General features: G+C 69.0%; 21 protein-coding genes and 1 pseudogene. 2 read left to right on the forward strand and 20 right to left on the reverse strand.

Annotation, left to right across the window (positions count from 1 at the left end):
- The first annotated feature begins 15 nt into the window (after positions 1 to 15).
- Positions 16 to 432 carry a DUF1801 domain-containing protein gene (locus ACFOM8_RS06850; RefSeq protein ID WP_377760523.1) on the forward strand — a complete coding sequence of 139 codons (417 nt, stop codon included), beginning with the start codon at positions 16 to 18 and terminating at the stop codon, positions 430 to 432.
- Here the strand turns inward: ACFOM8_RS06850 and ACFOM8_RS06855 are convergent, their stop codons facing one another.
- The 17 genes and pseudogenes from ACFOM8_RS06855 to cyoA all read right to left on the reverse strand — a co-directional run bounded on the left by ACFOM8_RS06855 (position 433) and on the right by cyoA (position 16,715).
- Positions 433 to 1,185, reverse strand: coding sequence for an ABC transporter ATP-binding protein (locus ACFOM8_RS06855; RefSeq protein ID WP_377760525.1), 753 nt, complete (start codon positions 1,183 to 1,185; stop codon positions 433 to 435).
- Between the two features lie 48 nt (positions 1,186 to 1,233).
- A complete protein-coding gene (locus ACFOM8_RS06860) occupies positions 1,234 to 2,112 on the reverse strand; it encodes an ABC transporter ATP-binding protein (RefSeq protein WP_377760527.1) in 879 nt (292 codons plus the stop codon).
- Positions 2,109 to 3,014, reverse strand: a complete 906-nt coding sequence (gene nikC / locus ACFOM8_RS06865; RefSeq protein WP_377760529.1) for a nickel transporter permease — start codon at positions 3,012 to 3,014, stop codon at positions 2,109 to 2,111. Before nikC ends, ACFOM8_RS06860 begins: the two co-directional genes overlap by 4 nt.
- A complete protein-coding gene (locus ACFOM8_RS06870) occupies positions 3,011 to 4,003 on the reverse strand; it encodes an ABC transporter permease (protein ID WP_377760626.1) in 993 nt (330 codons plus the stop codon). The genes nikC and ACFOM8_RS06870 overlap by 4 nt, the downstream gene beginning before the upstream one ends.
- Positions 4,004 to 4,093: 90 nt before the next feature.
- Positions 4,094 to 5,857 (reverse strand): annotated as a pseudogene (locus tag ACFOM8_RS06875) (ABC transporter substrate-binding protein).
- Positions 5,781 to 6,941 carry a hypothetical protein gene (locus ACFOM8_RS06880; protein WP_377760531.1) on the reverse strand — a complete coding sequence of 387 codons (1,161 nt, stop codon included), beginning with the start codon at positions 6,939 to 6,941 and terminating at the stop codon, positions 5,781 to 5,783. The pseudogene ACFOM8_RS06875 and the gene ACFOM8_RS06880 overlap by 77 nt, the downstream one beginning before the upstream one ends.
- Positions 6,935 to 7,549, reverse strand: a complete 615-nt coding sequence (locus tag ACFOM8_RS06885; protein WP_377760533.1) for a hypothetical protein — start codon at positions 7,547 to 7,549, stop codon at positions 6,935 to 6,937. The genes ACFOM8_RS06880 and ACFOM8_RS06885 overlap by 7 nt, the downstream gene beginning before the upstream one ends.
- Positions 7,546 to 8,445 carry a VWA domain-containing protein gene (locus ACFOM8_RS06890; RefSeq protein WP_377760535.1) on the reverse strand — a complete coding sequence of 300 codons (900 nt, stop codon included), beginning with the start codon at positions 8,443 to 8,445 and terminating at the stop codon, positions 7,546 to 7,548. The genes ACFOM8_RS06885 and ACFOM8_RS06890 overlap by 4 nt, the downstream gene beginning before the upstream one ends.
- Positions 8,433 to 9,380 (reverse strand): VWA domain-containing protein, encoded by a 948-nt coding sequence (locus ACFOM8_RS06895; protein WP_377760537.1) that lies wholly within the window; start codon positions 9,378 to 9,380, stop codon positions 8,433 to 8,435. Before ACFOM8_RS06895 ends, ACFOM8_RS06890 begins: the two co-directional genes overlap by 13 nt.
- A complete protein-coding gene (locus tag ACFOM8_RS06900) occupies positions 9,377 to 9,712 on the reverse strand; it encodes a hypothetical protein (protein ID WP_377760539.1) in 336 nt (111 codons plus the stop codon). Before ACFOM8_RS06900 ends, ACFOM8_RS06895 begins: the two co-directional genes overlap by 4 nt.
- A complete protein-coding gene (locus tag ACFOM8_RS06905; RefSeq protein ID WP_377760540.1) occupies positions 9,709 to 10,566 on the reverse strand; it encodes a DUF58 domain-containing protein in 858 nt (285 codons plus the stop codon). Before ACFOM8_RS06905 ends, ACFOM8_RS06900 begins: the two co-directional genes overlap by 4 nt.
- On the reverse strand, positions 10,560 to 11,531 hold the full coding sequence (locus tag ACFOM8_RS06910) for an AAA family ATPase (RefSeq protein WP_377760541.1): 972 nt from the start codon (positions 11,529 to 11,531) through the stop codon (positions 10,560 to 10,562). The genes ACFOM8_RS06905 and ACFOM8_RS06910 overlap by 7 nt, the downstream gene beginning before the upstream one ends.
- 269 nt (positions 11,532 to 11,800) lie before the next feature.
- A complete protein-coding gene (locus tag ACFOM8_RS06915; RefSeq protein ID WP_377760542.1) occupies positions 11,801 to 12,484 on the reverse strand; it encodes an SURF1 family protein in 684 nt (227 codons plus the stop codon).
- Positions 12,481 to 12,897 carry a cytochrome o ubiquinol oxidase subunit IV gene (gene cyoD / locus ACFOM8_RS06920; protein ID WP_377760544.1) on the reverse strand — a complete coding sequence of 139 codons (417 nt, stop codon included), beginning with the start codon at positions 12,895 to 12,897 and terminating at the stop codon, positions 12,481 to 12,483. The genes ACFOM8_RS06915 and cyoD overlap by 4 nt, the downstream gene beginning before the upstream one ends.
- On the reverse strand, positions 12,897 to 13,514 hold the full coding sequence (cyoC, locus tag ACFOM8_RS06925; RefSeq protein WP_377760546.1) for a cytochrome o ubiquinol oxidase subunit III: 618 nt from the start codon (positions 13,512 to 13,514) through the stop codon (positions 12,897 to 12,899). Before cyoC ends, cyoD begins: the two co-directional genes overlap by 1 nt.
- Positions 13,515 to 13,517: 3 nt before the next feature.
- Positions 13,518 to 15,524, reverse strand: a complete 2,007-nt coding sequence (cyoB, locus tag ACFOM8_RS06930; protein ID WP_377760548.1) for a cytochrome o ubiquinol oxidase subunit I — start codon at positions 15,522 to 15,524, stop codon at positions 13,518 to 13,520.
- A gap of 12 nt (positions 15,525 to 15,536) precedes the next feature.
- Positions 15,537 to 16,715: a ubiquinol oxidase subunit II gene (cyoA, locus tag ACFOM8_RS06935; RefSeq protein ID WP_377760550.1), complete on the reverse strand. Its 1,179-nt coding sequence runs from the start codon at positions 16,713 to 16,715 to the stop codon at positions 15,537 to 15,539.
- A 239-nt stretch (positions 16,716 to 16,954) separates the two neighbouring features.
- Here cyoA and ACFOM8_RS06940 point away from each other — a divergent pair, with 239 nt between their 5' ends.
- The gene (locus ACFOM8_RS06940; protein ID WP_377760552.1) at positions 16,955 to 18,268 is read left to right on the forward strand and encodes an MFS transporter; all 1,314 of its coding nucleotides are present in this window, start codon (positions 16,955 to 16,957) and stop codon (positions 18,266 to 18,268) included.
- 335 nt (positions 18,269 to 18,603) lie between these two features.
- Here the strand turns inward: ACFOM8_RS06940 and ACFOM8_RS06945 are convergent, their stop codons facing one another.
- The 3 genes from ACFOM8_RS06945 to ACFOM8_RS06955 form a co-directional block, all read right to left on the reverse strand.
- Complete coding sequence (locus tag ACFOM8_RS06945; RefSeq protein WP_377760554.1) at positions 18,604 to 20,766, reverse strand: malate synthase G; 2,163 nt, start codon at positions 20,764 to 20,766, stop codon at positions 18,604 to 18,606.
- Positions 20,767 to 20,888: 122 nt separating this feature from the next.
- Positions 20,889 to 22,127, reverse strand: a complete 1,239-nt coding sequence (locus ACFOM8_RS06950) for an AI-2E family transporter (RefSeq protein WP_377760555.1) — start codon at positions 22,125 to 22,127, stop codon at positions 20,889 to 20,891.
- Positions 22,128 to 22,210: 83 nt separating this feature from the next.
- Positions 22,211 to 23,437 carry a saccharopine dehydrogenase family protein gene (locus ACFOM8_RS06955; protein ID WP_377760557.1) on the reverse strand — a complete coding sequence of 409 codons (1,227 nt, stop codon included), beginning with the start codon at positions 23,435 to 23,437 and terminating at the stop codon, positions 22,211 to 22,213.
- Between the last annotated feature and the right edge of the window lie 21 nt (positions 23,438 to 23,458).

Genomic DNA, 23,458 nt, shown 5'->3' on the forward strand with positions numbered 1-23,458 from the left:
GGGGAAGGCGGAGACATGCAGGACAACGGGAAACCCGTATTGCTGGCGGGCGGCAATCCGCAGATCGCCAAGGGCACGGGCGACGGCCCGGTGCAGGATTACATCGCCGCGATGCCCGGCTGGAAACAGGGCGTGGGACGGCGGCTGGACGATCTGGTCGCGGCCGCCGTGCCGGGGGTGCGGAAGGCGGTCAAGTGGAACTCGCCGCTTTACGGGGTCGAGGAGGGCCGCTGGTTCCTGTCCTTCCACTGCATGACCGGATACATCAAGGTCGCCTTCTTCCGCGGGGCCGAGTTGCGGCCGGTCCCCCCGGTCGGATCGAAGCAGCCCCTGGTCCGCTATCTGCACATCGCCCAGGACGGGGCGTTCGACGAAGGCCGCTTCGCCGACTGGGTGCGGCAGGCCAGCCGCCTGCCGGGCGAGACGATGTGATCACGCGCGGGCATACCCGGCCGAGGCCGCGATGAGCCGGCGGGTATAGTCCTGCCGCGCGGCGCCCTGGCGCAGGGCATCGACATCCATCACCTCGACGATGCGGCCCGCCTGCATGACGGCCAGCCGGTCGCACATGTGGCCCACCACGGCCAGGTCGTGGCTGACCATCACATAGGTCAGCCCGTGTTCGGCGCGCAGGTCCGACAGCAGGTTCAGGATTTCGGCCTGCACGCTGACATCCAGCGCGCTGGTCGGTTCGTCCAGCAGCAGAAGACGCGGTTCCGCCGCCAGGGCGCGCGCGATGGCGACCCGCTGCCGCTGCCCGCCGGAAAGCTGGTGCGGATAGCGGAAGCGGAAGCCTCGGCCCAGGCCCACGTCGTCCAGCAGCCGGGCGATGCGCCGGTCGATGTCGTCCATGCCTTGCAGGCGCAGGGTTTCCGACAGCACCGCATCGACCGAATGGCGGGGATGCAGGCTGGCGTAGGGATCCTGGAACACCATCTGCACGGCCTTGTAGAAGGCCCGGTCGCGGCGGCTGGCGGTCAGGGGCCGGCCCGCGACCTGGATGGAGCCCGACCAGGTGTCGATCAGCCCGGCGACGGCGCGCAGGATGGTGGACTTGCCGGACCCGGATTCGCCCACAAGGCCGAAGCTTTCGCCTTGGGCCACGGCGAAGCCGGCGTTCTTCACGGCGTCCACGCGGTCGGGGGGATGGCCGAACCAGACGTTCAGACGGTCAACCGTCAGCATGGGCGGCACCGTCGGAAATGGGTATTTGGACAAAGAAGAAGCGGCATGTCACAGCCCCCCCGGAAATTCGGTTTCCAGGCCGTGGGTGACCGCGCCGTCCTCGCGCCAGGCGTCCTGGCGTTCCAGCACCGGCAGGCGGTCCACCGGCGCGTCGAGGCGCGGCAGGCTGTTCAGCAGCCCTTGCGTGTAGGGGTGGCGCGCCTTGTGCAGGTCGCGCGCGGGCAGCGTTTCCACGATGCGGCCCGCATACATGATCAGCACCCGGTCGCAGAACTGCGCCACAAGGTTCAGGTCGTGGCTGATGAAGATCAGGCCCATGCCCCGGTCGCGGACCAGCCGGTCCATGATGTTCAGAACCTCGGTCCGGACCGACACGTCGAGCGCCGAGGTGGGTTCGTCGGCGATCAGGATCCCGGGATCGGGGGCCAGCATCATGGCGATCATGATGCGCTGGCCCATGCCGCCCGAGACCTCGTGCGGATAGGCGCCCATCACCCGCTCCGGGTCGCGGATCTGCACGGCGGCCAGCATGGCGAGCGCCTTTTGCCGGGCGGCGGCTTTCGCGCCCCCGGCGTGGAGGCGGTAGGCCTCGACGATCTGATCGCCGACCGTCATCACCGGGTTCAGGCTGAACTTGGGATCCTGCATGACCATGCTGATCCGCCTGCCGCGGATTTTGCGCATCCGGCGTTCGGACAGGTTCAGGATCGACTGGCCCTCAAGCTCCATCCGGTCGGCGGTGACAAGGCCGGGCGGGCGGACAAGCCCCAGGATCGCGCGGCCGGTCATCGACTTGCCAGACCCGGATTCGCCCACCACGCCCAGCCGTTCCCGGCCCAGGTCGAAGCTGACGCCGCGCACGGCCTCGAAGCTGCCCTGGCGGGTCGGAAAGGCGACGCGCAGGTTGCGGACGGACAGCAGGGTCATTCCTTGGCCCCCTTCGGATCCAACACGTCGCGCAACCCGTCGCCCAGCAGGTTGAAGGCCATCGAGACAACGAAGATCGCGATCCCCGGCATGGCTGCGACCCACCAGAAGTCCAGGATATAGGTCCGCCCGTCCGAGATCATCGCCCCCCATTCGGGCATCGGCGGCTGCGCCCCGAGGCCCAGAAAGCCCAGGCCCGCCGCCGACAGGATGATCCCCGCCATGTCCAGCGCCACGCGCACGATCAGCGAACTGACGCAAAGCGGCCAGATGTGCCGGACCAGCAGCCGCAGCGGCCCCGCGCCTTGCAGGCGGGCGGCGGCGATGAAGTCGGCGTTGCGGATCGTCAGCGTTTCCGCCCGGGCCAGGCGGGCATAAGGCGGCCAGGCGGTCAGGGCCAGCGCCAGCACCGCGTTGCCGATGCTGGCGCCCAGGGCCGCCACGAAGGCCAGGGCCAGGATCAGCTTGGGAAAGGCCAGGAAGATGTCGGTGACGCGCATCAGCACCTGATCCGCCCAGCCACCGGCGAAGCCCGCCACCGTGCCGATGAACAGCCCGATCACCGGGGCGATCAGGGCCACGGTGCCCACGATGAACAGCGTGACGCGCGAGCCGTGGATCAGCCGCGACAGGATGTCCCGGCCAAGCGCGTCGGTGCCCAGCCAATGTTCCGCCGATGGCGGTTGCAGCCGTCCGGCCAGATCCTGGGCGAAGGGGCTTTGCGGAGAAAGCCATGGCGCGAAGACCGCCATGCCGATCAGCAGAACCAGGACGATCAGCCCCAGCATCGCCAGCTTGTTGCCCCGAAAGGTCAGCCAGCCCTGATAAAGCGCGCCAAGCCTCGCCTGTCCGCGGGTCTGCGGAGCGTCCGACAGCAGCCATTCGCGGCGGGACGGGTTCATGTCGCCCTCGGGTCCAGCACGCGATACAGGATGTCGCTGAGCAGGTTCAACGCCACGAAGCAGACGCCGACAACCACGGTGCCGCCCAGGACCGCGTTCATGTCGCCCGCCAACAGCGCCTTGGTGATGTACTGGCCGAGGCCGGGCCAGGAAAAGATGATCTCGGTCAGCACCGACCCTTCCAGCAGCGATCCGAAGGACAGGGCGATCACCGTCACAAGCGGGATCTGGATGTTGCGGAAGGCGTGGCGCCAGATCACCGCGCGTTCGGACAGGCCCTTGACGCGGGCGGTGGTGATGTATTCGGCGGACAGCTGCTCCAGCATGAAGCTGCGGGTCATGCGGCTGATATAGGCGAGGCTGAAATAGCCCAGCAGCGACGCCGGCAGGATGATGTGGGAAAAGGCGTCCTTGAAGGCGCCCCAGTCCCCCGCGATCAGGGAATCGACCAGGATCAGCCCGGTCACGGCGGGCACCATGCCGTCATAGATGATCCCCTGCCGCCCCGGCCCCCCGACCCAGCCGAGGATGCCGTAGAACACCAGCAGCCCCATCAGCCCAAGCCAGAAGATCGGCATGGAATAGCCGACCAGGGCCACCACGCGGGCCGCCTGGTCGATGATCCCGCCCCGGCGCGCCGCGGCGATCACGCCCAGCGGCACGCCGATCAGCACGCCGATCAGGGTGCCCAGCGTCGCCAGTTCGAACGTGGCGGGGAAGACGCGCTTGATGTCGTCCACCACCAGCTGCCCGGTCGAGATGGACCGCCCGAAATCGCCGGTCAGCACGTCCCCCAGATAGCGCGCGAACTGGACGTAAAGCGGCCGGTCCAGCCCCATCGCGACATAGGCCGCGTCGTATTGGGCCTGCGTGGCGCGGTCGCCCACCACCTTCAGCACCGGGTCGATGGGCATCACCCGGCCGATGACAAAGGTGACCAGCAGCAGGCCCAGCAGGGTCAGGCCCAGAGACAGGACCGTGCCCGCGATGCTGCGGGCGCGGCGGCGGGCGGCGGAAGGGGCCTTGGGACCGGGGGGCGGTGCCGCCCCCGGCCTTGCGGCATCGGTCGCGGACACGGCCTATTGGCCCTTCGTCACCTGCCGGTACATGACCGAGGTGACCGCCCGGCCCGAGTTCCAGTTGCCCACGGTGTCGCGCAGCCCCGTCGGCTCGATCCGCTGGAACAGCGGCACGATCGGCGCCTCGGCCTGGTATTGCTTCTGGAGGTCGAGATACATCTGCGCGCGCTTGTCGGCATCCTGTTCCAGCGTGGCCGCGACCGTCGCCTCGTTCATCGCCTGCGGAACGGCATAAGCGTTGCGCCAGGCCAGAAGGCCGGTCGCCTGCGCCTCGTCGCTGTTGTCGGGGTTATAGGCGAAGGTCGCGGCGTTGGTGTTCGGGTCCGAATAATCCGGCCCCCATTCGCCCAGAAAGATCGGCACGTCGCGGGCGCGATAAGCGTCCAGCACCTGCGCGCCGGTCATCTGCTGGATTTCCAGGGTCAGCCCGGCCTCGGCCATCGACGCCTGCAAGGCCTGCGCCACGTCCACGTATTCGCGCAGGTCGCGGACCTTGGTGGTGATGGTCTTGCCGGACATCCCCGCCTCGTCGATCAGCGCCTTGGCCTTGGCCACGTCATAGGTCCAGGGGTTTTCGTCCAGCGCGCCCAGATAGCCCGAGGGCAGGAAGGCCTGATGGGGCACGAACATGCCTTTGAGGAAGCTGTCCGCGATGCCGTCGTAATCGACCAGATGCTTCATCGCCTCGACCACGGCGGGGTTCGACAGCACCGGATCCTTCTGGTTCAGGCCCATGTAGAGGATCCGGCCGCGCGGCTCGTCCTGCACGGTGATGCCTTCGACCGAGCGGACGGCCTCCACGTCGGTCGGCGTCAGGTTGCGGGCCACGTCGATGTCGCCCTGTTCCAGCAGCAGACGCTGGGCGCTGGATTCGGCGACGTTGCGCACGATCACGCGCTTCATCGCGGGGGCGCCTTGCCAGTATTCCTCGAAGGCGGCCAGCTGCACGGCCTCGTTCGGGCGCCAGGCGGCTAGGGTATAGGGGCCGGATCCGGCTGCGTTGGTGGTCAGCCAGGCGTTGCCCAGATCCTCGCCCTGGACATTGGCCATCACGGTTTCCTTGTCCACCACGCTGGCCACGCTGGCGGTCAGGCAGTTCAGCACGAATGTCGGCGCATAGGGCTTGTCCAGGTGCAGCGTCAGGGTCTAGTCGTCGAAGGCGATCTTTTCCTCGACGTTCTCGGGGGTGAAGCCGAACTGCGTCAGGATAAAGGCGGGGGTCTTGTTCAGGATCACCGCGCGCTGCAAGGACCAGGCCGCATCCTCGGCCCGGACGGGGTTGCCGGAATGGAAGGCGACGCCGTCGCGCATGGTGAAGGTGATGGACATGCCGTCCGGGGCCACCTGCCAGCTTTCGGCGAGCGAGGGCTTGAAGCCCGCCTCCATGTCCAGCGGGTCGAAATCGACCAGGCGGTCATAGGTGTTCTGGTTCACGTCGTTGCCCGAGAACTCGAAGCTCTGCGCCGGGTCCAGGCTGATGATGTCGTCGATCGTGTGGGCCACGACCAGCGTGTCGGCGGGCGTTTCGGCCCAGGCCGCGGGCGCAATGGCAAGGGCCGATGCCAGCAGGATCGCGCGCGAGGTCAAAAGGTGTTTCATGGTGGTTCCCTGTGTCGTCCCCGCGTCCGGGCGGGGTTGGATAGGGAAAGGGTGGCCCAAGGCGGGCGATGTGACAAGCCCTTGAAAATCAGCCCTGCCGCAACGTCCGGCGGAAGGCGGCCAGCCAGCGGGGCGCATCGAAGTCCGGCGGGGGCGACGCGGCATAAAGCTGGCGGTCCAGGTCGGCCATCAGGGCGGGCGCGGGCTGGCCCCGCCAGCGCAGGTGCCGGTCGGCGGCGTCGCGCAAGGCGGGCAGGTCCCCTGCCGCGGCGGCCCGGCGCATGGCCCGGGCATGGGGGCCGGGCCGCATGCGGCGCAGGCGGTGCCGCAGCGCCCCTGCGGGCAGCAGCCCCTGCCCCCGCAGCATCCCCGCAAGCGAAACCGCCATGCCCCCGCCCAAGGCCAGGGCGGCAAGCGGCCAGTTGCGCCAGCCCGCCTGGTCCGGCGCGCCGAAGTTCGACCCGAAGCCCGCAAAGCCGAAGGGGATGGGCTTCAAGGGCGCCACCTCGACCTGGCGGCTGTCGGTGTCGAACCAGGAAAAGGCCTCGGCGTGCAGGATCGCGGGTTCGCCGGTCCGGGGGCGCAGCTGCCATTCCCAGACCACGCGCGCCACCGGCCCCGCTTCGGTCAGCACGGTTTCGCGGTGTTCGGGCTGGCTGAACAGGATCAGCCAGGGTTCGGACAGGTCGGGCCGGGCGGGCAGGTGATGGGCCAGCGCGCCAAGCGCCTCGACCGTGACGCGGCGGGTCAGGATCTCGTTCTTCTTCAGGCGGCCCGGTTCGGCGGACAGCTCGTCCGTCAGGATCAGCCGGCTGGCCGACAAGGGGGGCGCATCGGCGGGAAAGGGCTTGACCGCCAGGGCGATGGGCGCGGCGACGACGGTGGTTTCCGCCCGCTGGCCGTTGTCCTGGACATAGGTGAGCTTGTGGCTGACGGGACCGACCGTCAGCGGGCCGGGACGGCGCGGAAACAGCGCGATCTTGCGTTCGAAGATCTGCAAAAGCCGCCCCTGCACGCGCTCCTTGCGCCAGTCGTCCCGCGCGATCTGGATCCAGTCGTAATCGGGCGAGTTCGGGAACTGCATGTCCTCCAGCGAGACGGTCAGGTCGTATTCGCCGCGGATGGTCAGCTTGACCATTTCCGACACGACCGGATTGCCGTGGTCGTGCAGCACCATCAGCCGCGTGTCGCCCTGCGCCAGAACCGCGCCCGCCATCAGCAGCCAAGCCAGAAGCGCGCGGATCACCATGGGTCGCCCTCCTCGGGGCGGATCAGGCCCATCTGGGCGCGGCGGTCGAACTCGGCGCGGATGCGCAGCTTCAGGAACTCGCCCGGGTCGTCGATAATGGTGTCCAGCCATTGATCGGTCGCGGCCAGCCCCTTGGCGTCCAGCCGCCGTTCCCATTCCGGCCCCGAGGCATTGGCCAGCAGCTCCGAGATCGGCACGTCCCCCGCCTCCATCCCGCCCGCCCCCTTGATGCGGCCCGGCGCGGTGGAGTCGCCGCGTTCCGGCGGATACATCGACGCCACCAGGTCGCGGTTGCGGCGCGCCTGCTCGTCGGCGGGATTGGCGAACAGCATCGCGTCGAAATAGGCGACCGACAGCGGGTAATCCCCCGTGGCGGCCAGCGACAGGCCCCGGTTGTAGGTTTGCGACCGGCCCGCCCTGGCGAAGGCCGCGTCGGCGGCGGGAAAGTCGCCCAGCCGGTACAGCGCCACGCCCCGCGCCGCCGGATCGTCCAGCAGCGCCGCCGCCGCGCGGTCCAGCCCCGCGTGCAGGGCCAGCCGGCCAAGCGCCTCGGCGCCCGCGACGGCCAGGGCGGCAAGGCCCGCCAGAGCGATCAGCGCGGGCCTCATTCCTGCCTCCGCAGCATGACCAGCAGGGGCGGCAGCGCCAGCATCGCAAGCCAAGGACCAAGGTCGCGGTATTGCAGCGCCCGCAGCACGGGATCGCGGGCCGATCCGCCGCTGCGGGCCAGCCGGGCGGCCAGCGCGTCCATGTCGTCCCAGGCCATCGCCGCCCCGCCGCGCACCAGCCGGTCCAGCGCATCGCCGGGCGCGGCGGGGGCGCCGGGCGCGCGCCCGTCCAGCCGCAGCGCGGAAATCCGCGCGCCGCGCGCCTCCAGCCGGTCGGCCTCGGCCAGGGCCTGCCGGTCCACCCCGCCCCCGTCCGAGATCAGCACCAGATCGGCGCGCGGCAGCCCGGCCAGCATCTGCGCGGCCATGCCGATGGCGGCGGCGGGACGCGAACCCTTGCCCGGCATCGTGTCCGCGTCCAGCACCCCGACCTGGGTCTGCAAGGTGGCGATGTCCAGCGTCGGGGCCGAGGCGGTGAAGGCCTCGCCCCCGTAAAGGATCAGGCCGACCGGGCGCCCGGACAGGGCCTGCGCCAGCCCCGCCGCCGCGAGCTTCGCCTGATCCAGTCCCGGCCCCTTCGCGACCGAGGGCGACAGATCCACCGCCAGCACCACCGCATCGGCCTGCGCCAGCACCGGCGCGTCCCTGCGCGGCAGGGCAGGCCCCGCCAAGCCCGCGATCAGCAGCGCCAGCGCCACGGGCGCCAGCAGCCGCATCCACAGCGGCCGCCGCCCGCCCAAGGCCCCGAGCGCCGCCATCGCCCGCAGCATGTCGCGACCCATCACCCGTTCCCATCCCCCGGCGTCGGGAAGCCGCGTCAGGCGCAACCCGACCAGCCCCGCCAGCGGCAGCAGCGCCAAGAGCCACAAGGGGCGCAGCAGGATCAGCCCGTCCATCCGCGCCTCCGCCCGGCGATCAGGAACAGGCACAAGGCGGCCACGCCGGCGGGCCAGACCCAGAGCGGCTGCCACAACCGCATCGGCGGGCGGGCCGAGGGGTTCGGCTCCAGCCGGTCCAGGCTCTGCGCCACCGCTTGCAGGTCGGCGGTGTCGCGCACGCGGAAGCTTTCGCCGTTCGACACCTCGGCCACGGCGCGCAGGGTCGCCACGTCCACCGCGTCGCGCGATCGGGGCTGGTTTTCCAGATCCTCGGGGCCAAGGGCGATGGAATGGACGCGGATGCCGTGGTCATGGGCCAGGCGCGCGGCCTCGATGGCGGGCACGGTGCCCGAGGTGTCGACGCCGTCCGACATCAGCACGATCACCCGCGTGGGCGCGTCGCTGCGCGACAGCCGCTTGGCGGCAAGGCCAAGCCCGTCCGAGATCGCGGTGCCGCGCCCGGATATGCCGATCTGGGCTTCGCCCACGGCGCGGGCCACGGCCTCGACGTCGAAGGTCAGGGGGGCGGCGAAATAGGCGCGTTCGCCAAAGATCACCAGGCCGATCCGGTCGCCCCGGCGGGCCGCCACAAAGGCTCCGGCGGTGCGCTTTACCGCCTCCAGCCGCGTGACGGGCTGGTTGTCCAGGAAGAAGTCCTCCTTCAACATGCTGCCCGACAGATCCATCACCAGCACGATGTCGCGGCCCGAGGCCGGGATCACGTCGCTGGCGACCTCGATCCGCGGCCCGGCCAGCGCCAGGACCAGGGCCGCCCAGGCCAGCGCCGCCAGCCACGGCCCTTGTCCGCGCGCGGCGCCGGCCGGCCGGGCGGCCCGCAGCAGATGCCCGGGCAGGATCAGCGCGGGCCGGGGCACGGCCAGGGGCGGCAGCAGGCGGCGCAGCAGCAAGGGCAAGGGCAGCAAGGCCAGCAGCCAGGGCCAGGCGAGGCTCATCCCTGGCGGCCTTTCAGCGCGATGCGTTCGATGGCGGCATCGTCGGGGGCGGGTGCCGCGCCGTAGGCGGCGGGCCGCAAGGGGTCCGGCAGGCGGCCCAGGATCCGCGCGATGGCGAGGATCCGCACCTCGGGCGGCATTCCGCGCGTGGCCCGCACCAGCGCGCGGCGCGACGGCTTGCGTGTCGTCAAGGGGCGCAGCACCAGCGCGGCCAGCAGCCCCAAAAGCAGGCCGATCCCGGCCAGGGCCAGGATCTCGCGCCAGCCAAGCGCGCCGATCTCCGGCGGAAGGCGGGGCGGGGCCAGTTGGGCCAGAAGCTCGTCGGGGGTCACGGGCGCACCTCGGTCACCGTGGCGCCAAGGGCGCGGAGCCGGGTCAGGTCGGCAGACATGTCGGGGGCCGACAGCCGGGCGATGCGGCTGTGCCGTCCGTCGCTGACGCCCAGAGGTCCGCGCGGGGGATGCAGCTCGGCCTCGTCCAGCATCAGCGCCAGGGCGAGCGAGCGCCGCCGCGCCAGCATCGCCAGCGCGTCCTCCGCCCCCCGCACCCCGTCGAGGCAGGTCGCGACCAGCACCCGCCCGCCCCCGGGCGACAGGCGCATGGCCCGCGCCAGCGCCTCGGCCAGGGGGGCCTGGCCGGGGGCCGACAAGGCCTGGTCGTGCTGGCGGGCGAAGGCTTGGCAGACCGCCGCCATCTGCCCGTCGCCGCTGCCGACCGCGATCTCGGCCGGACGCGGGCCCGCCGCCACCAGCGCCGCCACCGATCCGCCCCGCAGCGCCACCCGCCAGCCCGCCTCGGCCAGGTGCCGGGCCGCGCGGACGGACCGCAGCGCCGCGCCGGTGCCCCACAGCATCGGCGCGCGGAAATCGGCCAGCAGCAGGATCGTGTCGTCGCGGTCCTCGTGCAGGCTGCGGATATGGGGATGGCCGGTGCGCGCCGTCGCCGCCGGATCCAGCCGCCGGGGATCGTCGCCCGCGACATAGGCGCGGATTTCGCGCAGGTCCATGCCCGCGCCGGGCGTGCGCGCGGGAACCGCCCCCGCCCGGCGGGTCAGGGGCCGGTGGCGCGCCTTGCCCGCCGTCCCGTCGCGCAGGGCCAGCAGCTCGGCGGCGGTCAGGCGGATGCCGGGAGCGTCCGGCAAACCGGGCGGCAAACCGGGCGGCAGGCCGGCGGGCAGGGCTACCACGGGCGCACCTGGGCCAGGATGTCGGCAACCAGGCTGCGGCCCGTGCGCCCTTCGCCGCTGGCCGACCAGGCGGGGATCAGGCGGTGCGACAGGGCGTCGGCGGCCAGCGCCTCGGCATCCTCGGGCAGGCCGTGATCGCGGCCGTGCAGCCAGGCCCGCGCCCGCACCCCCGCCGCCAGGGCCAGCGTGCCGCGCGGGGATACGGGATGTTCCACCCATTGCGCCACCGCCCCGCCGGACCGGGTCGCCATGACCAGCCGGACGATGAAGTCCTTGAGCGCGGGGGCCAGGTGGATCCGCGCCACCTCGGCCCGGGCGCGGGTCAGATCGGCGGCGGACACCGCCGTGCCGCGCAGCGGCGGGGGGGCGACCGTCTCGGCCTCGACCAGATCCAGGATCGCCCGTTCGGCCTCGGCCCCCGGCAGATCCAGCCGCAGGTGCAAAAGGAAGCGGTCGAGCTGCGCCTCGGGCAAGGGAAAGGTGCCCTCGTGCTCGATGGGGTTCTGGGTCGCCACGACCATGAAGGGATCGGGCAAGGGCCGCGTTGTGCCGCCCGTGGTGACCTGCCCTTCGGCCATGGCCTCCAGCAGCGCGGACTGCACCTTGGGGGGCGCGCGGTTGATCTCGTCCACCAGCACCAGGCTGTGGAAGATCGGGCCGGGGATGAAGTCGAAGCCCCCGGTCTCGGGGCGGAACACCTGCGTGCCCGTCAGATCCGAGGGCAGCAGGTCGGGCGTGCACTGGATGCGGGCATGGCTGCCCGGCAGATGCGCGGCCAGCGCCTTGACGGCGCGGGTCTTGGCGATCCCGGGCGGGCCTTCGATCAGGACGTGGCCGCCCGCCAGAAGGGCGATCAGCAACCGTTCGACCAGCGCGTCATGGCCGATCAGCGTCGCGCCGATCTCGGCCCCCAGGCGGCGGACGGCATGGGCCTGTTCTGTGGCCTGTTCGCTGTGATCGTCCATCGCTTCCTCCTCGCGTTGAACATGCCCAGTGTGCAACCGCGCAAGAGGGCGATCCAGCGTTAAACGGCGATTCCGCCTGCCACTTTGGTCGGAAATTCCCGTGCGGGCGCGGGAAAGCCGCCCATGAAAGGGCGGGAACGGCAACGCCCGCGTGGCCCCGCCCGCCTGCGGCGGCGCCGTCGAAGACAGCCCCGTCCGGCGACCACGAGACGCCCGGCGCGTGCGGCTGGCCGGCCGCGACGCGGCCGAGGCGCCGGACCTTCGCCAGCCTAGCGGCGCAGCGCGTAGACCGTCAGCACGGCCAGCCCGCCCGCCATGGCGAACCAGGTCAGCGCATAGGACAGGTGGCTGTTGCGGAAAGCGACCACGGTCAGGCCGCCGATCGGCTGGCCCGCTGCCGCGCGGTCGGCGTCGATGAAATAGGGGGCGACCTCGGGCAGGCCCAGCGTTGCCGCGATGGCCCGCGTGTCGCGGGAATACCAGCGGCCCGCGGCGGGATCGTTGGCGCGCAGAAAGGCGCCGTCCGGCTGGGACATGCGCAACAGGCCGCTGACGGTCTGCGAACCCTCGGGCAAGGGCCGGTCGTCGCGGCGGCCCGAGGCCACGAAGCCCCGGTTGACCAGCACCGTCCAGCCCTCGTCCGTGGCCAAGGGCGTCATCACCCAGAAGCCTGCTCCGCGTTCCGTCACCGCCTGCACCAGCACGTCGCTGTCGGGCACATACCGGCCCGTCGCCGTGACGCGGCGGTATTCGGCGCCTTCCCCGGTCAGCCCCGCCCATTCCGCAGGGCCCGGCGCGGGCACCGGGTCGGCGGCCAGGCGGGCCTCGGTGCGGGCGATCAGGTCGGTCTTCCAGGCCAGGCGCTGGACCTGCCAGATGCCAAGCGCCATCAGCACCAGGAAAACGGCCCCCACCGCCGCCAGCAGCGCAAGGGGGCGGCGGCGGGCGGTCACGATCCCAGGCCCAGGGCCTCGTGGTCCATCTGCGGCATCATGTTGGTGTTCATGTTGTACATGACCCACAGCGACCCGGACAGCACGATAACCAGGATCACAACCGTGAAGATCAGGGCCATCATGGTCCAGCCTTCGTCGCTGCGGGTGTTCATGTGCAGGAAAAAGACCATGTGGACCAGGATCTGCACCACCGCCAGCCCGACCACGACCGCCGCCGTCAGCAGCCGGCTTTCGAAGCCGCCGCCCATGACCACGGCAAAGGGGATCGCCGTCAGGATCACCGACAGCACGAAGCCGGTCACGTAGGACCGGACGCTGCCGTGGTCGTGGCCGTCGTCGTGATGGTCGCCATGCGCCTCGGCGCGGCGTTCCGCGTGGTGCTTGTCGCCTTCGGCCTGGATAGAGGGCATCAGATCATTCCCAGCAGATAGACAAAGGTGAACACGCCGATCCAGACCACGTCCAGGAAGTGCCAGAACATGGACAGGCAGGACAGGCGGCGGCGGTTGGCCGGGATCAGCCCGCGCTGGCCGACCTGGATCATCAGCGTGACCAGCCACAGGCAGCCAAAGGCCACATGCAGGCCATGCGTGCCGACCAGCGCGAAGAAGGACGACAGGAAGGCCGACCGCTGCGGCCCGGCGCCCAGGTGGATCAGGTGGTTGAACTCGTAAAGCTCCACCCCCAGGAAGGCCAAGCCGAAGACCAGCGTGACGGCCAGCCAGCCCAGCGTGCCGTTCTTGTTGCCCTTGGCCATGGCCAGCATGGCAAAGCCGTAGGTGATCGACGACAGCAGCAGAAAGGCCGTGTTCAGCGCCACCAGTTCCAGGTCGAACAGATCCTTCGGCCCTGGTCCGGCGGCAAAGCTGCCCCCCAGCACCCCGAATGTCGCGAAAAGGATCGCGAACATCAGGCAGTCGCTCATCAGATAGACCCAGAAGCCGATGGAGGTGGACGCGCCTTCGTGATGGTGGTGCGGCTCGACCTCCCAGAAATCGCCGGGGGCCTGGTCGGAAACGGTGCTCATGGATCAGGCCCTCATGCTTGCCAGCTGGCGGTCGCGCGCGTCTTCGGTGGCGCGGACCTCGGCGGCCGGGATGTGATAGTCGCGCCCGTAGTTGAAGGTATGGAGGATGGATGCGATCACCACGCCCGCGAAGGACAGGGCGGCCAGCCACCAGATGTACCAGACCAGCGCAAAGCCGCAGACGGTCGCGAAAGCGGCGATGATCACCCCTGCCCCGGTGTTTTTGGGCATGTGGATCGGCAGATACTCCGCCCGGGGCCGGGTCTGGCCGAACCGCTTCATGTCCCACCAGGCGTCCAGCCCGTGGCTGACCGGCGTGAAGGCGAAGTTATAGGCCGGCGGCGGCGAGGAGGTCGCCCATTCCAGCGTGCGCCCGTCCCAGGGATCGCCGGTCTCGTCGCGCAGCCGGTCGCGGCGCATGACCGAGACGCCGAACTGCACGAACATCGCGGCGATGCCGATGGCGATCAGCACGGCGCCAAAGGCCGCGATGACGAACCAGATTTGCAGGCTGGGGTCGTCGAAGACCCGCATCCGCCGCGTCACGCCCATCAGGCCCAGGATGTAGAGCGGCGCGAAGGCGGTCCAGAAGCCCACAACCCAGAACCAGAACGACACCTTGCCCCACCACGGGTCCAGCCGGAAGCCGAAGGCCTTGGGCCACCAGTAGTTGATGGCCGCGAACAAGCCGAACAGCACGCCGCCGATAATGACGTTGTGGAAATGCGCCACCAGGAACAGCGAGTTGTGCAGCACGAAGTCGGCGGGCGGCACGGCCAGCAGAACGCCCGTCATGCCGCCGATCACGAAGGTCAGCATGAAGGCGATGGTCCACATCATCGGCAGTTCGAAGCGGATGCGGCTGCGGTACATGGTGAACAGCCAGTTGAAGATCTTGGCCCCCGTGGGCACCGAGATGATCATGGTGGTGATCCCGAAGAACGAGTTCACCGAGGCGCCCGACCCCATCGTGAAGAAGTGGTGCAGCCAGACCAGATAGGACAGGATGGTGATGCAGACCGTCGCATAGACCATGGACGTATAGCCGAACAGCCGCTTGCCGGTGAAGGTCGCCACCACCTCGGAATAGACGCCGAACAGGGGCAGGATCAGGATATAAACCTCGGGGTGGCCCCAGATCCAGATCAGGTTCACGTACATCATGGCGTTGCCGCCAAGATCGTTGGTGAAGAAGTTGGTGCCGACATAGCGGTCAAGCGTCAGCAGAACCAGCGTCGCGGTCAGCACCGGGAACGAGGCCACGATCAGGATGTTGGTGCAAAGCGCCGTCCAGGTGAAGATCGGCATCCGCATCATGGTCATGCCGGGCGCGCGCATCTTGATGATCGTGACCAGCAGGTTGATGCCCGACAGCGTGGTGCCGACCCCCGCGACCTGAAGACCCCAGATGTAGTAGTCCACGCCGACATAGGGGCTGTAGCCGATGCCCGACAGCGGCGGAAAGGCCAGCCAGCCGGTTTGCGCGAACTCGCCCACGAACAGCGACATCATGGTCAGAACCGCGCCGCCGACCGTCATCCAGAACGAGAAGTTGTTCAGGAACGGGAAGGACACGTCCCGCGCGCCGATCTGCAAGGGCACGACATAGTTCATCAGTCCCGTGACGAAGGGCATCGCCACGAAGAAGATCATGATCACGCCATGGGCGGAAAACACCTGGTCGTAGTGGTGGGCGTTCAGATAGCCCTCGGACCCGTTGAAGGCGATGGCCTGCTGGAGCCGCATCATGATCGCGTCGGCAAAGCCGCGCACGAACATCACCAGCGCCAGCACGACATACATGATGCCAATCTTCTTGTGATCGACGGACGTGAACCATTCGGTCCACAGGTACGACCACAGCCGGTACTTGTGCAGCATCCACAGCAGGCCAAGGCCGCCGATGGCGACAACGACAAAGGTCGCCCAGACGATCGGGTCCTGCGGGATCGCGTTCCAGTCCAGGCGGCCCAGCAGGAAGGTGGTCGGGATTTCGGAAGGAATGGCCATTCTCGGGTCCGCTTACAGGTTCTGGTCCGCGCCGTCCTGCGGCAGGGACTGGGTCAGGCGGTTGGGGTTCAGGCGCAGGCCCAGGATGGCCTGGGGCGCGTTCAGTCCCCGCCCGCGCAGGGGCGTCAGGTCGCGGGGTCCGTCGGCGTCCGAAGGCGCGGCGCCGGCCAGCATCGCGGCCTGCTCCTCGATCGAACAGATGCCGCTGACCTGGAAGGGCGGCAGGCCCAGCACGGGGCGCGCGATGCCGGGGGCCTCGGCATCGGCCAGGGCCGCCACGTTGGCGATGCCGGGCAGGCCCATCCCGCCCTGCGCGTCCAGGGCCATCATCTCGGCCATGCACATCCGGCCTTCCTCGACGCACATGTTCACGACCCGGCCGAACAGCTGCGGATCGACGGCGGCGAAGGCCATGGGCGGCACGTTCTCGCTGGGCTTTTCCAGCTCCAGAAAGCGGGCGCGGTCCAGCGTCCCGCCGCCGGCCTTGACCTGCGCGACCCAGCCGTCGAAGCCCGCGGCGTCCAGCGCCAGGGCCTTGAAGCGCATCCCCGAGAAGCCCGCCCCCGAATAGTGAGAGGCAAGCCCCTGGTATTCGCCCGCCTCGTTGAAGACGCCGTGCAGCGTCGTCTGCATCCCCGGCATGGCATAGATCATCCCCGCCATGGCCGGGATGTAGAAGGCGTTCATGACCGAGGTCGAGGTCAGCGTGAACTGCACCGGCCGGTCCACCGGCACGGCAAGCCGGTTGACGCTGGCCATGCCCTGTTCGGGATAGATGAACAGCCATTTCCAGTCCAGGGCCACGACCTGGACCTGCAACGGCGCTTCCTCGACCGGCTTTTCGGCGCTGATCCGGTCCAGCGGACGATACGGGTCCAGCAGATGCGTGCCGACCCAGGTCAGCGCGCCCAGGGACACAACGATCAGCAGCGGGATCGCCCAGATCACCAGTTCCAGCTTGGTGGAATGGTCCCAGTCGGGATCATAGCTGGCCTTGCTGTTGGCCGCGCGATAGCGCCAGGCGAAGAACACGGTCAGCGCCATCACCGGAACGATGATGATCAGCATCAGCAGGGTCGATTGCACCAGCAGCTCCGCCTGCCGCGCCGCGATGTCGCCCGAGGGCGACAGCACCACGGGCTTGCACGCCGCCAGCAACACAAGGGGCGCAAGCCAGAAAAGACGTTTCAAGAGATGTGTCATGTCGGTGATGACCCCTTTGACCGCGCGAATCGCGCGGCTGTTCAGACGACGACGCCCTGAGATTGCGGCTCAGATAAACGCCATGACCCAAGTCAAACAGAAGACAATTTGTCGCGTATCCATCCGCGCCGTTCTGGTGCATGGATTGCCGGAACTGCGCGAATCCCCCGGGATGTCGCCCGATCTGCCCTTCAAGCCTTCTGGCCCAACCCGGAGCGGTCCACGCAATGGCGACATCTGCCGAAACCTCCCGAAGCCCCGGCAAGGATGCCGACGACATCCACGTTTCGCCGTCCGACATCGCGGTCGGCGTGGTGATCGGGCGCACCTCGGAATTCTTCGACTTCTTCGTCTTCGCCATCGCCTCGGTGATCGTGTTCCCGGCGCGGCTGTTTCCCTTCGCGGATCCCTTGCAGGGGACGCTTTTGTCCTTTCTGCTGGTGCTGCTGGCCTTTGTCGCGCGGCCCGTGGGCACCGCGATCTTCATGCGCATCGACCGCAAGCACGGGCGCGTCGCCAAGCTGACGCTGGCGCTGTTCCTGCTGGGCACCTCGACGGTGGCGATGGGTCTGGTGCCGTCCTATGCGGTGCTGGGCGAATGGGCGATCGTGGTTATGGCGGCCCTGCGGATCGGCCAGGGCCTGGCCATCGGCGGCAGCTGGGACGGGCTTGCCTCGCTTCTGGCGCTGAGCGCGCCCAGGAAGAAGCGCGGCTTCTACGCGATGGTGCCGCAGCTTGGCGCGCCCATCGGGCTGATCGTGGCGGCGCTGCTGTTTTCCTTTCTCGTGTCCAGCATGTCCGAACAGGACTTTCTGGACTGGGGCTGGCGTTATCCGTTCTTTGTGGCCTTCTCGGTCAACGTGGTGGCGTTGTTCGCGCGGCTGCGCATCATCGCCTCGCCCGAGTTCCAGGAGGCCTTCGAGACGCGCGAGTTGCAGCCCACCCGCATCCGCACCGCCTTCCGGTCGGACTGGCGGGCCATCTGGCTGGCCTCGTTCGTGCCGCTGGCCAGCTTTGCGATGTTTCACATGGTCACGGTGTTCCCGCTGTCCTGGGTTTATCTTTACACCAGCGAGCCGCTGACCTTCTTCCTGAACCTGACGGCGGTCAGCGCGGCTTTCGGCCTGGCCTCGGTGCTGCTGTCGGGCTGGCTGTCGGACTGGTTCGGACGCCGCCGCGTGCTGCTGTGGGGCGCGCTTGCCATCGGCGCCTTCAGCCTGCTGGCGCCCTTGCTGCTGCAAGGCGGCAAGACCGGCGTGTCCGCATACATGATCGGGGGCTTCCTGATCCTGGGGATCAGCTTCGGCTTGTCGTCGGGCGCGGTCGCCTCGATGTTCAACAGCCGCAACCGTTACACCGATTCCGCCTTTGCCTCGGCCCTTGCCTGGCTGTTCGGGGCGGGGCTGGCACCGCTGACGGCGTTGTTCCTGTCCACGACCCTGGGCCTGTTCGCGGCGGGCCTGTACCTTCTGTCGGGGGCGGTCGCGACGGCGATCGCATTGTGGCTGGTGCGGCAGATGGAGTTCCAGAAGCAGGGCTGAGCCGCCGCCGGCCCACCGCCGGCCTGCTGGGAAAGCTTTCGGGGGCGAGCCGGCCTTGGCATGTCCACGCTGCTGGCACGCCGGGGCGGTGGGCGGGCAGCTTTCGCGGCGGGCGGACCGGCCGCTGCGGACCGACCCGGCGACGGGATATGTCCGGCGGCCGGTATCGCCGCGAAATCGGCCTGCCGGTGGATCTGGTGCATGTCAGCCCCCCCCCCGGGGGCAGAGGTGCCCATCTGGTGTTCATCGAAGGCGCGTTCCGCCACCACCTGCATCCGGGGGGTTGCCTGGCGCGAGGCTAGCAGAACGGGACGGAACAGGATACGCGGACGATCCTATCCGCGCCGCAGCGCCTTGGCCTCGCGCCGCCGCGCGTGCAGCACCGGTTCCGTATAGCCCGAGGGCTGCGCCGTTCCCGTCAGCACCAGATCGCGCGCCGCCTCGAAGGCGGGACCGTCGAAGCCGGGCGCCATCGGGATGTAGTTCGGATCGCCCGCGTTCTGCTGGTCCACCTTTGCCGCCATGCGGCGCAGCGCGTCCTCGACCTGCTCGCGGGTGATCAGCCGCTGTTCCAGCCAGTTCGCCAGAATCTGCGCGCTGATGCGGCAGGTGGCGCGGTCCTCCATCATCGGCACGTCGTCGATGTCGGGCACCTTCGAACAGCCGACCCCCTGGTCCACCCAGCGGACCACATAGCCGAGGATCCCCTGCGCGCTGTTGTCCACCTCGCGCAGGATCTCGTCCTGCGGCAAGGGCGCGTCGCCCATCAGCGCGGGGGTCAGCAGGGCGTCCAGGTCGGGGATCGGCTGGCCCGCCAGTTCGTCCTGGCGCGCGGCGACATCGACCATGTGATAATGCAGCGCGTGAAGCGTCGCGGCCGTCGGACTGGGCACCCAGGCGGTGTTCGCGCCCGATCGCGGATGGGCGATCTTGGCTTGCAGCATTTCCGCCAGGGCATCGGGTTTCGCCCACATGCCCTTGCCGATCTGCGCCTTGCCGCGCAGCCCGCAAACCAGGCCGATCAGCACGTTGCGGTCCTCGTAGGCCTTGAGCCAGTCCGAGCGGCGCGTGGCGTCGCGCCCGGCAAAGGCCCCCGCCTGCATGGACGTGTGGATCTCGTCCCCGGTGCGGTCCAGAAAGCCCGTGTTGATAAAGAACACGCGGTTGCGCAGCGCGTGGATCGTGGCGGCCAGGTTGGCGCTGGTGCGGCGCTCCTCGTCCATCAGGCCCAGCTTGACGGTGTTGGCGGGCAGGCCCAGGATCTGCTCGACCTTTGCGAAGGTGCGGTCGGCGAAACCGGCCTCGTCGGGGCCGTGCATCTTGGGTTTCACGACATAGATCGCGCCCACGCGGCTGTTGCGGGGGCCTTCGGCCTTCTTCAGGTCGTGGATGGCGCAGGCGGTCGTGACCATTGCGTCCATCAGCCCCTCGGGCGTGTCCTGCCCGTTCAGGCGCACGGCGTCGGTGGTCATCAGCAGGCCCACGTTGCGCACCAGCAGCAGCGCGCGGCCCGGCAGGGTGATCGTGCCGCCGTCGGGGCGCGTCACCGTGCGGTCGGCGGCCAGGCGGCGGGTCATGGGCTTGCCGTTCTTTTCGAAGCTGTCCGTCAGGTCGCCCTTCATCAGGCCCAGCCAGTTGGCGTAAACGCCGACCTTGTCGGCGGCATCCACCGCCGCGACGCTGTCCTCGCAATCCTGGATGGCGGTCAGCGCGGCTTCCAGAACCACGTCGCGCAACCCCGACAGAAAAGCCGCGCCGATCGGATGGCCGGGGTTGACGACCAGTTCGACATGCAGGCCGTTGTGGCGCAGGACATAGCCGGTGTCCTGGCCCGAGACATGCGTGCCGACAAAGGCCGAGGGATCGCGCAGCGGCACCTCGGCCCCGTCCAGGGTCGCCATCAGCCCGTCCGCATCGGCCCGGTAGCCCGCCACGGCGGCATGGCTGCCCTGGGCCAGCGGAAAGGTCTCGTCCAGGAATTGCGCGGCGCGGGCGACAACGACGTCCCGGCGCGCGGGGTCGATGCCGCCCCCGGCGGGCGGCGGGCCCATCACGTCGGACCCGTAGAGCGCATCGTAGAGCGAGCCCCAGCGGGCATTGGCGGCGTTCAGCGCGAAGCGGGCATTGCTGACCGGCACCACCAGCTGCGGCCCGGCGACAAGGGCGATCTCGGGGTCGATGCGGCCGTTGTCGATGGCGAAGGGGGCGGGTTCGGGCACGAGATAGCCGATCTCGGCCAGAAAGGCGCGATAGGCCGACACGTCCCAAGGCTGGTTGCCGCGCGCCTTGTGCCAGGCGTCGATGCGGTCCTGCAACGCCGCGCGGCGGTCCAGCAGGGCGCGGTTCTCGGCGGCAAAGCCGGTCAGCAGTTCGGCATAGCCCGACCAGAAGCGGTCCGCGTCGACGCCGGTGCCGGGCAGCACCTGGCCTTCCACGAAGGCCGCCAGTTCCTCGGCCACGTCCAGGCCATGCCGCTGGGTGTAACGGGTGGGGGTCATGGTGCTGCTCCTTTGCGATTCGGGCGGCGGTATACCATTGCGCACTTTGGCATGCCTTACGTCACGGTTCGCGCCTTTCCAAGCCGGGGATGAAAAGTTTTTCTGCCACCTGGAAAAGATACCTAATCCCCGGCCTTTTCCTCGGTCACCACCGCCGCCGTGACCCGCCGCGCGGCGCTTTGATCCTCGGCCCCGGAGCCGGCCTCGACGATCTCGCGGGCTTCCTCCTCGTCCTCGTCCTCGATGGCGGGGGGTTCCTCGCCCGCCAGGAAGTTGCCGAACTTTTCCCATCCGGGGACATAATCGGCCAGGACACGCAGCACGACCAGCACCGGCACGGCGATGATCATGCCGATCACCGACCACAGCCAGGCCCACAGCGCGACGGCCAGAAACACCACGACGGTGTTCATCTGCAACCGCCGCGACACGAAATAGGGCGTGATCACCTGCCCTTCCAGCGCGGTCAGCATCATATAGGTGCCCGCCACCATCATCGGCCAGAAGACGCCCGGCATGACCACCAGCGCCACCGTGCCCGACACAGCCACGCCCGTGATCGCGCCCAGATAGGGGATGTAGTTCAGCACAAAGGCGCCCAGGCCGAACAGGAGCGCCCCCGGCATGCCCCAGGCGAACATCGCAAGCCCGATGGCCAGGCCAAGCCCCGCGTTGATGATCGTGATCGCGCCCAGGTAATTGCCCAGCGAATCCTCGATCTGGCGCAGGGCCAGATAGGCGCTGCGCTTTTTTTGCAGGGAATCGAAGCTTTGCACGATCTTGAGATACAGAAGATCGCCCGAGGCCAGCATGAAGAACAGCAGGATCAGCGTGAAGACCACCTGGCCCGCGATGGCGGGGGTGAACTTCATCAGCGCGGTCAGGGGACTTTCGCCCACCTCCTCGACCCTGAGGGTGGGGGCGGCCTCGCCGGGGACGCCGGTGTTCTGGACGTCCTCGATCTGCTGGGCGGCCTGCTGCAATTCCTTGAAGGACTCGCGCAGCTCGCCGAACTTCTGTTCCAGCCGGACCTTGATCGTGGGCAGGTTCCGGGTCGCCTGGTTGACCGGGCCGCTGGCGCCCAGGCCGATCAGCGCCACCGCCACCACCAGTCCCATGGTCACGGCGGTGGCGGTCATCCCGTCGGGGATGCCGCGGCGGCGGGCCAGACGGCGCAGGGGCGTGAAGACGAAGAACAGCAGCACCGCCAGCGTCACCGGCATCAGGAAGTCGCGCCCGGCGGCAATGGCCGCAAAGGCCATGATCAGGAAGATGCCGACAATGGCCCAGTTGGCGGCGCGCCCGCTGGCGCCGCTGCCGTCCGGGCGGAAACGCGGAAAGCTGAATTGCTTGTCGGCCACGGCCTTCGCGCCCTTCCTGCGTCACTGCCCCGGGGTCCGAACGCGAAGGGCGGCCCGGTCGTTCCGGGCCGGGCCGGGCCGCGTCAGATCGGGTGATCGCCCGCGCTGTCGATCACGCGGGTGGGCAGGCCCATCTGTCCCAGCAGTTCCAGAAAGGGCCGGGCGGGCAGATCCTCGACATTGGCCATCTTCCGCACGTCCCAGGTGCCGCGGGCGATCAGGATCGCCGCCGCGACCGGGGGCACGCCCGCCGTGTAGCTGATGCCCTGGCTGCCGACCTCGTTAAAGGCTTCCTTGTGGTCGGCGACGTTGTAGATGAAGACCTCGCCGGGCTTGCCGTCCCGGCTGCCCTTGACCAGATCGCCGATGCAGGTCTTGCCCTGGTAATCGGGCGCGAGGCTGGCAGGATCCGGCAGCACCGCCTTGACGACCTTCAAAGGCACGACCTCCTGCCCTTCGGCGGTTTTCACGGGCTGTTCGGACAAAAGGCCCAGGTTCTGCAACACCGTGAAGACGTTGATGTAGTGATCGCCAAAGCCCATCCAGAAGCGCACGTCGGCGTTCTTGTAGCGGGCGGACAGGCTGTGAACCTCGTCATGGCCGGACAGATAGGCCTTCTGCTTGCCCACGACGGGCAGGTCCCATTCGCGGCCCACCTCGAACATCTTGTTCGTTTTCCACTCGCCGCCCTGCCAGGAATAAACCACGCCGGTGAATTCGCGGAAGTTGATCTCGGGGTCGAAGTTCGTGGCGAAATACCGGCCATGCGACCCGGCGTTGATGTCCACGATGTCGATGCTGTCGATGGTGTCGAAATACTCGTCCTCGGCCAGGCGGGCATAAGCGTTGACCACGCCCGGATCGAAGCCCGCGCCCAGGATCGCGGTGATGCCTGCGGCCGCCACGTCCTCGCGCCGCTTCCATTCGTAGTTGCCGTACCAGGGCGGCGTTTCGCAGATCTTCGCCGGATCCTCGTGGATGGCCGTGTCGATATAGGCGGCGCCCGCGCGGATGCAGCCTTCCAGCACCGTCATGTTGATAAAGGCGGTGCCCACGTTGATCACGATGCCCGCACCGACCTTGCGGATCAGCGCCTCGACCTCATCGGGGTTCATCGCGTCCAGGGCGTGGCTGGCGAAGGGCATGTCGTGGCCCTTGTCGCGCAGGGTCTGGATGATCGCGTCCGCCCGTGCCTGCGTGCGGTTGGCGATGTGCAGATCGCCGAATTCCGCGGCCCATTGCGCCGCCTTGTGCGCCACGACTTGCGCGACGCCACCCGCGCCGATGATGAGGACGTTCTTCTTGGCCAATTACGGATCCTTTCCGGGGTT

Source organism: Paracoccus angustae, from assembly GCF_042648745.1.
Taxonomy (GTDB): domain Bacteria; phylum Pseudomonadota; class Alphaproteobacteria; order Rhodobacterales; family Rhodobacteraceae; genus Paracoccus; species Paracoccus angustae.